General features: G+C 48.8%; 12 protein-coding genes. 6 read left to right on the top strand and 6 right to left on the bottom strand.

Features of this window, described 5'->3' with window-relative positions; all coding sequences use genetic code 11:
* The first annotated feature begins 3 nt into the window (after positions 1–3).
* Positions 4–828 (top strand): symmetrical bis(5'-nucleosyl)-tetraphosphatase, encoded by an 825-nt coding sequence (locus tag ACN0UY_RS09990; RefSeq protein WP_417666733.1) that lies wholly within the window; start codon positions 4–6, stop codon positions 826–828.
* Here ACN0UY_RS09990 and tyrS read toward each other — a convergent pair.
* Positions 825–2,027, bottom strand: coding sequence for a tyrosine--tRNA ligase (gene tyrS, locus ACN0UY_RS09985; RefSeq protein WP_417666731.1), 1,203 nt, complete (start codon positions 2,025–2,027; stop codon positions 825–827). The two genes, ACN0UY_RS09990 and tyrS, sit on opposite strands and share 4 nt — an antisense overlap.
* A 202-nt stretch (positions 2,028–2,229) precedes the next feature.
* Between tyrS and ACN0UY_RS09980 the strand changes: the two genes are divergently transcribed.
* Both ACN0UY_RS09980 and ACN0UY_RS09975 read left to right on the top strand, forming a co-directional pair.
* Positions 2,230–3,537, top strand: coding sequence for a peptidoglycan DD-metalloendopeptidase family protein (locus ACN0UY_RS09980; protein ID WP_417667014.1), 1,308 nt, complete (start codon positions 2,230–2,232; stop codon positions 3,535–3,537).
* Positions 3,537–4,661, top strand: a complete 1,125-nt coding sequence (locus tag ACN0UY_RS09975) for an anhydro-N-acetylmuramic acid kinase (protein WP_417666729.1) — start codon at positions 3,537–3,539, stop codon at positions 4,659–4,661. Before ACN0UY_RS09980 ends, ACN0UY_RS09975 begins: the two co-directional genes overlap by 1 nt.
* 4 nt (positions 4,662–4,665) lie before the next feature.
* Here the strand turns inward: ACN0UY_RS09975 and pepQ are convergent, their stop codons facing one another.
* From pepQ to ACN0UY_RS09960, 3 genes are all read right to left on the bottom strand, one after another.
* Positions 4,666–5,979: a Xaa-Pro dipeptidase gene (gene pepQ, locus ACN0UY_RS09970; protein ID WP_417666727.1), complete on the bottom strand. Its 1,314-nt coding sequence runs from the start codon at positions 5,977–5,979 to the stop codon at positions 4,666–4,668.
* Between the two features lie 59 nt (positions 5,980–6,038).
* On the bottom strand, positions 6,039–6,386 hold the full coding sequence (gene erpA, locus ACN0UY_RS09965) for an iron-sulfur cluster insertion protein ErpA (protein ID WP_128352869.1): 348 nt from the start codon (positions 6,384–6,386) through the stop codon (positions 6,039–6,041).
* Between the two features lie 87 nt (positions 6,387–6,473).
* Positions 6,474–7,199, bottom strand: a complete 726-nt coding sequence (locus ACN0UY_RS09960) for a DUF6776 family protein (protein WP_417666725.1) — start codon at positions 7,197–7,199, stop codon at positions 6,474–6,476.
* An 86-nt stretch (positions 7,200–7,285) separates the two neighbouring features.
* Between ACN0UY_RS09960 and hemJ the strand changes: the two genes are divergently transcribed.
* The 3 genes from hemJ to hemL all read left to right on the top strand — a co-directional run bounded on the left by hemJ (position 7,286) and on the right by hemL (position 10,119).
* Positions 7,286–7,711, top strand: coding sequence for a protoporphyrinogen oxidase HemJ (gene hemJ, locus ACN0UY_RS09955; RefSeq protein ID WP_417666723.1), 426 nt, complete (start codon positions 7,286–7,288; stop codon positions 7,709–7,711).
* Positions 7,712–7,790: 79 nt separating this feature from the next.
* Complete coding sequence (locus tag ACN0UY_RS09950; RefSeq protein WP_417666721.1) at positions 7,791–8,807, top strand: aspartate carbamoyltransferase; 1,017 nt, start codon at positions 7,791–7,793, stop codon at positions 8,805–8,807.
* A 28-nt stretch (positions 8,808–8,835) separates the two neighbouring features.
* On the top strand, positions 8,836–10,119 hold the full coding sequence (hemL, locus tag ACN0UY_RS09945) for a glutamate-1-semialdehyde 2,1-aminomutase (protein WP_417666719.1): 1,284 nt from the start codon (positions 8,836–8,838) through the stop codon (positions 10,117–10,119).
* Here the strand turns inward: hemL and mrcB are convergent.
* On the bottom strand, positions 10,111–12,393 hold the full coding sequence (gene mrcB / locus ACN0UY_RS09940) for a penicillin-binding protein 1B (RefSeq protein ID WP_417666717.1): 2,283 nt from the start codon (positions 12,391–12,393) through the stop codon (positions 10,111–10,113). The genes hemL and mrcB overlap by 9 nt on opposite strands.
* Positions 12,390–14,828 carry an ATP-dependent helicase HrpB gene (gene hrpB, locus ACN0UY_RS09935; RefSeq protein ID WP_417666715.1) on the bottom strand — a complete coding sequence of 813 codons (2,439 nt, stop codon included), beginning with the start codon at positions 14,826–14,828 and terminating at the stop codon, positions 12,390–12,392. The genes mrcB and hrpB overlap by 4 nt, the downstream gene beginning before the upstream one ends.
* Between the last annotated feature and the right edge of the window lies 1 nt (position 14,829).

The following is a 14,829-nucleotide window of genomic DNA, read 5'->3' as shown; positions in this document are numbered from 1 at the left end:
GTTATGGCGCGTTATCTGGTTGGTGATATTCAAGGCTGTGCAGAGCAGCTTTCCAAAGTTCTTGAACAGGCAAATTTCAATCCGAAATTTGATGAGCTTTGGTGTGTCGGTGATTTAGTAGGGCGCGGACCTGCTTCATTGAGAAGCCTGGAAATAGTCCGTGAACTTGGCTCCGCAGCCCACATCGTACTTGGCAATCACGATTTAAACTTATTGGCTGTTATGTGCGGCGTACGCGAGGCTGATCCAAAAGATAAGTTAGGTGCAATTCTCGCTTTAACCGATGCAGAAAAGCGTGACTGGATAGGCTGGTTAGTTCAACAACCGCTGCTATTGCGCAGCAGTGATAACTTAGTGATGACCCATGCCGGAATTTATCCTTGGTGGACCATCGATCAAGCTGAAAATTACGCCAATGAAGTGTCTACAGCGCTGCAGACCGCATGGAAAAATGACCAATTGTCGGAATTTTTGCAAAGCATGTATGGCAATGAGCCAAGCCAATGGTCTGATGATTTGCAAGGTGCCTTACGTATTCGATTTATAATCAACGCCTTCACGCGGATGCGCTTTTGCGACACGAGTGGACATCTCAACTTTTCCGTTAAAACTGCGCCGAATGATCAGAACGTGCCAGAGCATCTTATGCCATGGTTCGAATTATGGGATGTCTGTGATACAACCCTTGTATTCGGTCATTGGGCTGCATTGATGGGAAATACGCAACGTGATGATGTGATTGCGCTTGATACTGGTTGTGTTTGGGGTGAGCACCTCACACTGATGCAATGGCCTACTGGCCAATGCATCAGAGCGCCTGGTGTTTAGCTTAAAGTAATTCGCGCGAACTTGCGTTTGCCCACTTGATAAACCGCTGTTGATCCCGATACCACAACCATTTTCGTATCAGTTACCTTATCACCATCTATTTTAACCGCACCCTGTTTGATCATGCGCATCGCTTCTGAGGTTGATGCCACGAGTTCCGCTTCGCGCAGTAAGTTCCCAATAGCCAACTCACCGTTTTCACTGGCAACCGTTAGTTCCGGCATATCATCGGGTATCGCGTTCTTACTGAATCGTTGAATAAAGTCTTGCTCAGCTGCATCGGCGGCAGCCGTGTCATGGAAGCGTGCAATAATTTCCTTCGCCAGCAACACTTTGTAATCGCGTGGATTAGCACCATCGTTCACGGCCTGCTTAAACGTTTTTACTTCATCCAATGGGCGGAAACTTAAAAGCTCATAGTAACGCCACATTAAGTCGTCAGAAACTGACATGACTTTGCCGAACATTTCGTTGGCCGGTTCGGTAATCCCAATGTAGTTACCTAACGATTTAGACATTTTTTGAACGCCGTCAAGGCCTTCAAGTAACGGCATCATCACAACAGTTTGTGGCTTCTGCCCTTCATCTTTTTGCAGCTCTCGGCCCATTAACAGGTTAAAGCGTTGATCGGTTCCACCCAGTTCAACGTCGGCCTTCAATGCGACGGAATCCCACCCTTGTACGAGTGGATACAGAAACTCGTGAATTGCTATCGGTTGCCCAGTGCTGTAACGCTTTTTAAAGTCGTCCCGCTCCAGCATCCGCGCCACTGTTTGCCGCGCTGCAAGCTTAATCATGCCCGCCGCACCAAGGTCGTTCATCCACTCCGAATTGAACCGGATTTTAGTTTTAGCTGGGTCGAGTATCTTAAAAACCTGCTCTTTGTAAGTTTGAGCATTCGCCAATACGTCGTCGCGGGAAAGCGGTTTACGCGTTACATTTTTGCCGGTTGGATCACCAATCATGCCGGTGAAATCACCAATCAAAAACACAATTTCATGACCTAAATCTTGAAAAGCACGCATTTTATTAATCAAAACCGTGTGACCAAGATGCAAATCAGGGGCGGTAGGGTCAAAACCAGCTTTAATTACCAGCGGCTTGCCACTAGCAAGCTTTTCTTTAAGCTCTTCTGCTAAAAGAATTTCTTCGGTACCACGCGCAATCTCTGCAAACGCATCCGCAGCTGATAATTTCATAGTTGGCTTTCTCCTGATATCGTTCAATTTGGCCACGAACCCCGCATTGTATGCTATTTCTCCGGCCGGTTTAAGCGCAATTAAACGTAAATTGACTGGAAAATCGCCATACTTCGTATTATTCTGCAATCAGATCTAACGATACTCTAACAACTAAAGAGCGCTAACACGTCGGAAGGTTATGAAGTCGATTCCAAAATATATGGCAAGATTTATCGCTGCGTTACCGCGGCGTCACCAAGTGCTGCTCAGCTCTGTTTGTGCGGCAACGTTGCTTGTTGTGCTGCTGCCATCTGAATCAGCAACAGCATCTCGTCATGTCAGTGAGCCGCAACTTGGGCAGTCAGAACTTATTCTAGGCCAACGCTATCAATTAGAGATTAGCGTTGAAGCGCAGCAAGGCGCTGCGAACAACAATGCTGAAACAAGCGTGCGTTGGAGCGGCTATGAAGTGCGCTCTGGTGATTCTTTAGCCCGTATATTCGATAAAATGGGTCTTTCTCCACAACAACTTTATCGTGTCACTCAAGATAGCCAAGCCGACAAGTATCTGCGCAAGATTCATCCTGGTGACACGTTGCGCATTGCGCGCGACGAAAACGACCAACTTATCCAGATTGCTTATCAGCTCAACCCAACCGACACCTTGGTTATTACGAAAACAGAACAAGGTTTTGTCAGTGAAATTGAATCCAAGAGTGTTGAGGTTCGCACAGAAACCGCTCACGCACGCATCCAATCAAGTTTTTGGAACGCCGGTATTGATGCAGGTCTGACAGAAGGTCAGATCATGAGTATTGCTGACATTTTCGGCTGGGATATCGATTTCGCGCTCGACTTACGTGAGGGCGATGAATTCAGCGTTATGTTTGAGAAGCAATACGCCGACGGCGAGTTTGTCGGGTACGGCCGCGTGTTAGCCGCCGAATTTGTTAATCGTGGCGAGCATTACCAAGCGTTCCTGCATGACAATGGTGATTTCTACAATGCTGAAGGTCGTGCAATGCGTAAGTCGTTTTTACGCTCACCGGTCAAGTTTACCTACATCAGTTCAAGCTTTAATCCGCGTCGACTGCATCCGGTGACAGGCCAAGTGCGTCCGCACAACGGTATTGATTACGCAGCCAAAACCGGAACACCGATTATGTCGTCGGGTGCTGGCCGCGTTATCGCAAGCGCCTACAACAATTTGAATGGCCATTATGTTTTCATCCAGCACGGCGAGCGTTACGTCACTAAGTACCTGCACCTAAGCAAACGGCTTGTCAAAAAAGGCCAACGCGTGAAACAAGGTGAATTGATTGGTCGCGTTGGGGCCACCGGTCGTGTAACGGGCGCTCATTTACATTATGAATTCCTTGTTGATGGTGTGCATCGCAATCCTCGTACGGTCAAGTTCCCGCAAGCCGAGTCATTGATTGCTGCGGAATTACCGGTGTTCAAAGAGACCGCCCAGCAGCGGCTCGCAGTTCTGAACGACAGCAAACGGTTATACTTGGCGATGCGCTAATGTCGCAACGTGAACTCTATCTAGGCCTCATGTCAGGTACCAGCATGGATGGGCTGGATGTGGTGCTCGTTGAGTTTGAAGATGCGCAGCCAGAATTACTGAGTCATCAGCACTACCCGTTACCCGATAACTTGCAACAACAATTGCATCAACTCTGTCAGCCGGAGGCCGAGGAACTTGATCTTTGGGCAACTGCCGATCGGTTGTTTGGGATGTTTAGCGCGCAATGCGTCACTGAATTCCTGCACAATATCAACGTGTCGCCCAATGCAATCAAAGCGATTGGAAGTCATGGGCAGACAGTACGGCATCAGCCTGATGCAAAGCCCCATTACACGCTTCAACTTGGTGACCCAAACACAATTGCAGCGTTAACTGGTATACCGGTTGTCGCCGATTTTCGGCGTAAGGATATTGCCCTGGGTGGACAGGGGGCGCCTTTAGTACCAGCGTTCCATCAAGCCATTTTTAGCAGTTTTGATGAATCACGGGTTATTCTTAATCTTGGTGGTATTGCGAATATCACATGGCTTCCGGGAACACCCGCGGGAGTTACCGGTTTCGATACCGGCCCCGCGAATACCTTAATGGATCGCTGGTTTAAAGCTTGCCACCCTGATCATGCTGATGAGTTCGACCGACACGGAGCATTCGCAGCCAAAGGCGCCGTACTTGATGATGTGCTTGAAAAGTTAGTTGCAGATAGTTACTTCAGCCGACCGCCGCCCAAAAGTACAGGCCGCGACGACTTCAATTTGGACTGGTTGCGAAGTCACGTGAAGAATCTCGACAGTTATCAACCTGAAGACATTCAAGCAACCTTAGTGGCTTTAACGGCGCGCACAGTTGCAGATGCGATATCACGCTGGCTGCCAGAGCCGCCCGAAACTATTTTCGTCGCCGGGGGCGGTGCCTACAACCCAATTCTTATGAGCGCTTTGAAATCAGCACTTCCACATCGAGGCTGGCATGCCACATCAGTTCTTGGCGTGTCGCCGCAGCATGTTGAAGCTATGGCGTTTGCTTGGTTGGCACGCTGCTATATGCAGCGTACCCCTGGCAATTTACCCGCCGTGACCGGCGCCAGCCGGCCTACGGTGCTTGGTGGTCTTTATTTACCGTGAGTGGTTAAACACCAAGAGCGGCAAAGGCGTCGCGCGTTAGATTTTCATTACGGCCATTTTCACCAACCACAATGCTATCTTCAATACGAACCCCACCATATGGGCGCAACTCATCAATTCGTTGCCAATTAAAGTCATTATTGCCTTGATGCGCTTCCAGCAACTGATCAACAACATAGAGTCCAGGTTCAATGGTGAAAGCCTGCCCCACTTCAACATCACGCAGCAGTCGCAAGAATGGATGGCGCGAGTCACGGGCTATCGTGTCACCCCGGTCATTTGCCAGGAAGCCACCAACGTCGTGAACTTGAAGCCCAATAAAGTGCCCCAGCCCGTGCGGGAAAAATGCGCTGCTATAGCCTTGCTCGTAAATACTTTCCGCCGAACCTTTTACAAATCCAAATTCACTGAGAATCTTAGCAATTTTCAAATGCTGGCTAACGTGCAGTTCATAATAGTTAATGCCCGGCTTAATCTCGGTCAGCAATTCTTGCTGTGCAACGTCCATCGCTGCAATCAAATCGGCAAAGAAACCCGATTTCCGTGCATATGTGCGCGTAATATCGGCACAGTACCCTCGGTATAAAGCACCTGCATCAATTAAAAATGAGCGTGACTCGGCTGGCGCTTGGGTTTCGTATACATCGTAATGCAGCACAGCGCCATGTTCGTTCAAGGCAACAATACTGTTATAAGGAACTTGGCTTTCACGGAAATTGATGGCGGCGAGGTAAGCATGATGAATTTCTAATTCGCTAGCACCGCTCATAAACGCATCACGTGCAGCGATATGTGCTTTAGCGGCAAGTTTATTCGCCTCACGCAGATTCCCGACTTCCCACTCGGTTTTAATCGCACGGTGGAAGTGCAGATGGTCAATCAAATTTGCTGGATTGCGTGCCTTAACTGGCCAACTGGCAACAGGCTCAGCGAAGTCTTCACCAATAAACGCCGCTGACTTCAATTTATCACCAAGCCAAGCTGTCATTTTGTCTTGCTCGTCAATCACAACGAGCTCCACATGTTCCTGCCATTCTTCAACAGGAATCTTGACTTCAGCGTGCCAAAAATCGCGTGGCTTAAACAGGAAAACCACCGGTTTATTACCTGGCTCGTAGAAGATTGCACTTTTGGGGCTTTCAATAACCGGAACCCAATATTTGAATAAAGGGTTTACTTTATAAGGGGCTGGGTTGTCGTCTAGAAATGCAACGCGCGGTTGGCCCGCGTAAATAAGAACTGAGTCGTAACCCGTCGCGATAAGTGCCGCGTCAAAACGGGCACGAACCGTGGCGATATGATCTGCGTATGCGCTCATAAAAACCTCGCTTAGAATGTGTGGGAATATTCTAACCGAAAGCGCGAGTTAACTCATCCTCATATCGCGAAGCTAGACCCACAACCACAGGTAGTGGTCGCATTTGGGTTATCAACGAAGAATCGAGCGCCTTGCAAACCTTCTTCATAGTTCACAGTTCCGCCGACTAAATATTGCAAGCTCATTGGGTCAACCACCAAGGTGACACCATTTTTTTCTATTTCCATGTCTCCCGGATTGGCTTTCTCATCAAAAGTAAAACCATACTGGAAGCCAGAACACCCACCACCTGTTACGTACACACGCAGTTTTAACGCCGGATTTTCTTCTTCGGCGATAAGTTTTTTTACTTTGTTTGCCGCAGATTCAGTAAACTGAATTGGCATCGCTTGTGCTGCGTCGGTCATGATGATTTGGTACCTCTTGAAAATTCAACTGCTATTTTCTCTTACCTGACTAAAAGGGTCAAGTATTGACCCTACTATAACACGTAATTATTCCACCACCTGCTTTGCGCGTTCCTGCAGCAATTGACTCCAGAAAAAACTCCGCGTCAGGGGTTGCTTCGAGCCATTGATATTTACTTCAACATCAATGCGCTCCGGCAGGAAATCATCCGGTAACACAAAGTCGCCTGCCTGAACGGTGAAATAGCGCATACTGAATTGACGATCTTTAGCCTCAATGTTCGCTAAAGCCAGTAAATCGAAGCTGGCTGACTTACCCTCTTTCCGGCCATGCAAGCGAATATTTAACGACCCCTTGGTGAGATTTCGTAGTCGTTCCATTTGCACAATAGCCAGCCTGAAATGAAAGTGATTCGCCGCGATGTTCTTCTGTAGCTCCAGCGAGTCGATAACGACCCCGCTCGCCTCAAGTTCTGGCGCCATAATTTTTTGATAAAAGGTCAGTTCGCGCCGCAGGGCAAAGTTCTCGTCTTGTGCCATGAGCAACTCTTGTTGCAGGCTTTTACTTGCAGCACGCTCAATACCGAGCTCGACAGTCGCAATATGTTGCTGATAGTCGAAGGTTTCTGAGCGTTCATAGAGCTGTTCAATAAGCAGCTCTTTGCGCTCAATTTCATCCTGAAGCGCCAGCACATGCCAGTTGCCACCCCAATATCCGGCCAAAGCGCCACAGGCTATTGCCAGAGCAAGCACGCCCCAACCACCAAAACGGTGAACTAAGGCGCTGATTATGATATTTTTCTTCTCTTTCATCGATTCACTTCTTATCATGAGTTAGCGTCATGCTACGCAGGCGCTTATCATCACGCAACTAAAAATAGTCGAGCACAGGCGGTCGTATGATTCTTTGGCTTAAAGCGTTTCACGTAATATTCATGGTAGCTTGGTTTGCCGGTATTTTTTATTTGCCGCGGCTATTTGTCTACCACGCCCAGAACGACAATGAAAACGTTAGCGAACAACTCAAAGTGATGGAACGGCGGTTACTGTACTTTGTGACGCCTTTTGCGATTCTCACCCTGATTTTTGGTTTAGCTCTCATGTGGATATATGGGGCTGCTTGGCTTAAAGCAAGCGCTTGGTTGCACGTTAAGTTAGTGCTGGTTGCTTTGCTTTATGTCTATCATGGCTATTGCTTTAAGCTTTTGTCGGACTTTAAACACAATCGTAATACCCGCAGCCATAAATTTTATCGCGTATTTAACGAAGTGCCGGTACTCGCTTTATTTGCGATCATCATTTTAGCTGTGGTCAAGCCGTTTTAATGGCTTGACCATTCTTTTTAGGTACACTTTCTGCTAAAGTATCCGTCCAGTGTTTTCCATCACTGTAGGGCCTCTAATCATGAATTTTACCGGTGCCAACATCCTTTCTGTTGACCAATTCGATATTGATAGCATTCAAACTATTTTTGCGATTGCCGATCGTATGCAACCATACGCGCGCCGTCAAAAACGCACGAAAGTTCTTGATGGTGCAATTCTTGGCAATTTGTTTTTCGAATCGTCCACGCGAACTCGGGTAAGTTTCGGTACCGCATTCAATTTACTTGGCGGCGAAGTGCGCGAAACCACTGGGATGGAAAGTTCTGCTCTGGCAAAAGGTGAATCCCTGTACGATACCGCACGTGTGCTGAGTAGCTACAGCGATGTTATTGCAATGCGCCATCCAAAGTCAGGTTCCGTAGCTGAATTTGCCGAGGGTAGTCGTGTTCCGGTTATCAATGGCGGCGATGGAGCTAATGAACACCCAACGCAAGCATTACTCGACTTGTACACCATTAAGCAAGAGTTGGCCTACCATGGCCATACAGTAGACGGCATGCATATATGCATGATGGGCGACTTAAAGTTCGGTCGTACCGTGCATTCCTTGTCGCGATTACTGGCCATGTATAAAAATATTCGTTTCACCTTAATTTCACCACGCGAATTAGCTATGCCGGATAGTGTGTTGGAAGTTCTCGCGCAAGCTGGTCATCAGGTGGTTATTACCGACCAAGTGAGCGGTATCTCAGATGCGGATATCGTGTACCAAACACGTATTCAGCAAGAGCGTTTTACAACACCGCAAGAAGCAGATTTATACCGGGGTAAATTTAGGCTTAATAGCGAAATCTACACCAAGCACTACAAGCCGAACACTGTGATTATGCACCCGTTACCACGTGATTCGCGCGCAGAAGCCAACGAATTAGATAATGATCTGAACCAAAATCCTAATTTGGCCATATTTCGTCAAGCCGATAACGGCGTTTTAATTCGAATGGCCCTATTCGCTTTAACATTAGGTGTGGCGGACCAGGTTGATAAATATGAATGCGATGTGAACTGGTACAGCGAAAAACGCACCGGTTATTAGTCCATCTACAATGAATATGAGGAAACGAATGTCACGTTCTGACGAATTATTTGCCCAAGCACAACATAGCATTCCTGGCGGCGTAAACTCTCCAGTTCGCGCATTTAATGGGGTTGGCGGCTCGCCAATTTTCATCGAACGCGCCGATGGTGCTTATATGTTTGATGCCGACGGCCAGCGTTACATCGATTATGTCGGCTCTTGGGGCCCAATGATTTTGGGACACAACAATACCGCTATTCGCGAAGCCACGCACCAGGCCGTTGATCGGGGACTAAGTTTCGGCACGCCAACAGCCAATGAAATCACCATGGCTGAAAAGATAAAATTTTTAGTACCTTCCATTGAAAAAGTGCGCATGGTGAATTCAGGCACTGAAGCAACCATGACAGCGATTCGTTTAGCGCGTGGTTTTACTGGGCGTGACAAAATTCTAAAGTTTGAAGGTTGCTATCACGGGCATGCTGATGCGTTGCTGGTAAAGGCCGGTTCAGGCGCGTTAACTCTGGGTGTACCCAGCTCACCAGGTATTCCTGAAGACTTTGCCAAACACACACTTACCGTCACCTTCAATGATTTGGATTCGGTACGCCAAATATTCGCCGAATGCGGCGATGACATTGCCACCATCATCGTTGAACCTGTTGCAGGTAACATGAACTGCATACCGCCGGCCCCAGGGTTCTTAGAAGGCTTGCGTGAAATTTGTGACGAGTATGGCAGTGTGCTTATTTTTGACGAAGTTATGTCTGGGTTTCGTGTTGCCCGTGGCGGCGCACAAGAGCGCTATAAAGTACTTCCAGATTTAACCACTCTTGGCAAAGTAATTGGCGGTGGTATGCCTGTTGGCGCTTTTGGTGGTAAACGTGAAATCATGGATTACATTGCACCTGTCGGCCCAGTTTACCAAGCTGGCACATTATCGGGTAATCCTGTTGCTATGGCGGCTGGTTTAGCTGCATTAACCCAACTTGAAGACGAAGCCTTGTATCCAAATCTATATGCCAAAGTTGATCGTCTTCTGGACGGCTTGCAAGCTTTAGCTGATGAAGCAGGTATACCATTTACAACCAACCGGGCAGGTTCGATGTTTGGTTTCTTCTTTAGTGGTGATGGTCCAATTACCAGCTTCAAACAAGCTACGGAGTGCAACATGGCGCATTTCCGTTCGTTCTATCACAGTATGCTAAAGCAAGGTGTGTATTTAGCTCCATCAGCATTTGAAGCTGGCTTTATGTCTGCTGCGCATTCTGATGCGGATATTGATGCCACATTGGCGGCCGCAAAAGTGGCATTCGCAGCGCTAAAATAAGCGCTGCCACCACGACTTTTCTTCAATTTCGCCGGAGCAACCAAGGTCTTCCGGCAATTGTTTTTTGCGCGCCGGTAACAGGCGCGCATTATTACACTCAACCGGAATACGAACACCCAGCGTTGGATGGAATGCGGCGGCCTGCACGTCGGTTGGCGTTTGCAACTCCAGCGGGGTTATAAGCAACTGGTTCAATACCCCTTGCACCACGCGTAACGCACCACTGCTACCGGTTAACTGTACCGGCTGATTGTCGTCACGCCCCAACCACGCTGCAACCACGTGTTTATTGTCATAAGCAACAAACCAACTATCGCGATAGTCATTGGTTGTACCGCTTTTGCCGGCCAGCTTATTGACCCCAAATGCGTCTGCTAATTTACTTCCTGTGCCTTCATTAATCACGCCACGTAAACCGTAATTCACCAAATAACCTGCGGTAGCTGAGAACACTTGCTTCGCGTCTGCTTGTTGCCGTTCAAAGAGTGTTAATCCTTGATGGTTGGTTACCGCGCGAATACTTTGCAGTGGTCGATGGACTCCCTGCTGCGCAAGCATGCTATAAACTTCCGTCACCGTAAGTGGCGACAACGGCACGGCACCTAATGTCAGCGATGGTACACTCGGTATCGGAGTGTCCACCCCGCTCGCTTGCAACAAATCAACAATTCGGTCGATGCCGATCGTTAAACCCAAGCGCACGGCTGGTACGTTGCGTGACTGTGCCAATGCGTCATAAGCAAGCATCGCGCCCACATGCTTTTTATCAAAGTTTTGCGGTGACCACGAAGGCTGCCCCTGCTGTTCGTACACCAGCGGTTCATCAAACAACAAAGAGCCAAGTTCAAAATCAGATAAACTGGAAAAGGCTTCAGCATAAATCAAAGGTTTGATCAGCGAGCCGACAGGGCGCATTGCCGCTACCGCACGATTAAAACCAACGCGACGCGGATTGCGATCACCAACAACTGCGGTAATGCCCGCTTGCTCGTGATTCGCTATCACCACGGCGCCTTGTAACTCAGTGTCTTCGCTTACTTTTGGAAGTTCGCGCGTCAGGGCGTGTTCTGCGGCCTCTTGCGCCAGAGGATCAAGGTAAGTGAACACGCGCAAACCGTCTTGCTGCCAGTTTTCTGGCAAGCGCATGCGTCCTAACTCAAACTGGACTAACTCCATATAATGGGGAATATTTTCGCTCACCAAACGCCCGCTGCCCTGCGGCATAACTGGTTGATTCACGCCGGCCACATATTGCGACTGACTAATTAAGTTTTCTGCAAACATCAACTGTAGAATAAGGTCGCGCCGTTCTTGCGCGCGCTCTGGGTAGCGACGCGGATCGTAATACGAGGGGCCTTTAATAACCCCCACTAGTAGCGCAACATCGGCAGGATCGAGTTCTTCAACTTGCTTGCCAAAATAGAGTCGACTGGCAAGCCCTACGCCATGAATAGCCGAGCCTCTATCCTGACCAAAGTAAACTTCGTTCAAGTACGTTTCTAGAATTTCATTCTTACTAAATCGGTAGTCCAGAACAATCGCCATGAGCGCTTCATTGGCTTTGCGCCATAAGGTGCGGTCACGCGTTAAATACAGGTTTTTCACCAATTGCTGAGTCAGTGTGCTGCCGCCCTGTACGGTTCGCATTGCAGCAAGATTGGCTAATGCCGCACGCCCAATGGAGGTCAATGAAATGCCTGAATGGTGGTAGAAATCACGATCTTCAATGAGCAACAGGGTTTCAATTAGCAAGCTTGGTACACGTTCCAGCCCTACTAATAAACGATCTTCCTTATTACCACCCGATAAACGACCCAAGTAAGGCGGCTCAAGTTCAACTCGGTTGAGTCTTCTACCGTTGGGCAGACTCATCACGGCCTGAACCCGATCGCCAGCAAAATTGACTTGAACGTGCTGAGCCATTTGCGGCCCTTGTGCAAAGTCGAACGGCCGACGGTAGAAATCAATGCCATACTCGGTGACGCTATACTGGCCCGTATCGGCAACCTTGGTGACACGTTGGTAATTTAGTCGATCGAGCTCTGCAACCACCATTTCACGCGAAATTGGCGCAGCTGGCTCCAAGGTTAAGCTACGCCCATAAATAAGCGCGGGGGCTTGATAACGATTACTACTAAAGCGTTCAGTTAGGCTTGCGTCGAGGTAAATTAAATACCCAACTAATAACACGACACCAATTAGCGCAAGCTTGAGCCCAAGCACAAGTAGTCGACGTAATACAGATGGCTTCTTGGCCTTCTTCGTTTTTGTCATTTCAACTGTCTCTTGGTTTTATGTGTTGCTTGCGCTTGGCGTGGGTCATCTGGCCATGGATGCTTAGGATAACGACCTTTCATTTCTTTTTTAACGTGTTGATAGGCATTACTCCAAAAGCTAGCTAAATCGCCGGTGCGTTGCAATAATCTTCCAGCTGGCGAGAGTAAATCTATGGTAATGGTCTGTTGACCATGACAAACCGTGGGTGAAATCGGCTCGCCAAACATTTCTTGCAGCTTCACAGCAACCAGCGGTTGCTCGGCACAATAATCAATTTTTACCTGCCGACCACTCGGAATTTCAAGCTTTTCGGGGCAAGCCTGATTCAATGCATTGTGTTGCGTGTAGGTTAAACGTGCCTGCAAGGCGGCGCAGGGATTCCACGCTTTGATTTTCTGTAGGCTAACGATGCCCTGCCAAAATGGCGTCGCCCAGCTTTCAAGCTCGTTGACTAGCGTGGCCACATCAAAGTTTGGCCACTGTTCTGGTTTAAGTTTTTCTTGGTAGAGATTAACGCGCGCCAGCCACTGTCGGGTTTCGTCGTTTAGTGCAAAATACGCAAGCCCGTGTGAAGCAACCTGACCGCTGACAAAGCGAGTCAAAGCAGCTAAGCGATCAGCCGCTGAAATAGCATCTGGGGCTAACTTCTCCGATAAAATTATGGCGCCGATGGCTTCAACCTGAACAGCTTGCAAGCGCTGTTGTGGCCCTTGCCAGCGCACCTCAGTACGACGTTCCTTCTGCACTGCTGGATGATTTAAGTCACTTTCATTTAAGGCAATAGCCGCGCCTATTATGGCATCGGTTTGCTGCTCGCTAAGCATCATATCAATCACCAACAACCAGGCTGAGCGCGGTCGTTTGTCTTCACGGTGAAAAACTGCGCCGCCGCCATAACTCAAAAGGTACCCTTCACCACCACGCCGTTGCTGCGCAATGCGGTCGCTGTAGCCCCACAGCAACAACTCAGCCGCCAATGTTGCATCAGGCTGTGCCGGCTCGACCTGAAGGCGTCTGCACCAATATTGAAAACGTTGACGGGCCGCAGGAATTAATTGGCTTACTGCGGTTGGAAAGGACTCAGCAGGGCCCGGTTGCTCAATTTGAGCCACCAGCCAGGCCGCGGTCACTCGCACAATGGACGGCTGTTCAGACGCATAAGCCAAAATACGTGCAACGCGAGGTTCGGCACCAAACTCAGCCATCTGAGTCCCTAGGGCCGTTAATCCACCCTGTTCATGGCTGATACCAAGTTGCGTCAATAAGTTATCTGCTGCGGCTAAATTCGCATTATTGGGCTGACTGAAGAATTTCATCTGCGCAGGGGCAGCTCCCCAGCGACGGCATTCAAGCAGCAGTGAGGTTAAATCGGCCGTTTCCAAATCAGGTGCCTGAAACTCACGCATGCCATGCTCTTCATTTTTTGCCCACAAGCGCATGCAGGCTCCAGGCCCTAAACGCCCTGCGCGACCAGCACGTTGCATGGCTGAAGCTTTACTAATACGTCGGGTGAGCAAACGCGTAATGCCATGCTGTGGGTAGAACTGAGCCTGCCGTTCACGCCCACTATCAACCACGACATCGATGTTTGGAATGGTTAAACTGGTTTCCGCAATGTTTGTCGCTATAACCAACCGACGGCGCGATGGGTTTGGCGAAAAGATTTTCTTTTGCTCGGCCAGAGGTATCTGTCGGTGCAGTGGTAATACATCCCAATTCGGAATGTGCTCAAACTTTGCGCACAATTTCTTAATTTCACGCTGGCCAGGCACGAAAACTAACACGCCCAACTGAGCCTTCTGCATCGCTTTTTCAATCACACTGGGTAATTGTTGCAACCATGGTTGACCGGCAGGTACGGGGTGATAGCTAATGTCGACGGGATATTGACGCCCTTCACTTTTCAGAACCTGCGCATCACCCAACCAATCAGCAATGGCCTGTGCAGGTAGCGTGGCTGACATGATCAGTAGGCTTAAGTCGCTACGAAGGCTGGCGCTTTCTAATGCCATGGCAAGACCAAGATCACTGGTCAAATTACGTTCATGGAACTCATCAAATATTACCAACCCGACACCGGTAAGCTCCGGGTCGTTTTGAATGTACTGGGTAAACATACCCTCGGTAACTATCAATAGCCGTGTATTTTGATTGAATTTAGCTTCGCCGCGAATATGGTAGCCAACCGATTGCCCAACAGCTTCGCCGCGCTGACTCGCCAAAAAATTTGCGATTGATATTGCTGCCAAGCGGCGTGGTTGTAAAAGAAGAATACGTTGATTTGCCAGCACTTCGGCATCAAGTAGAGCTAACGGCAAAACAGTTGATTTGCCAGCGCCGGGCGGCGCTTCAAGCACCACACGTGCGCCGGGTAACAAGGCAATCACATCATCAATGAGCGCTGTTACCGGCAGCACCTGTGGTCGCGTCATG

The organism is Pseudidiomarina sp. (assembly GCF_048268165.1).
GTDB lineage: Bacteria > Pseudomonadota > Gammaproteobacteria > Enterobacterales > Alteromonadaceae > Pseudidiomarina.
The sequence above is the reverse complement of the archived record's forward strand: the minus strand, read 5'-3'. Positions and strand labels throughout refer to the sequence as shown.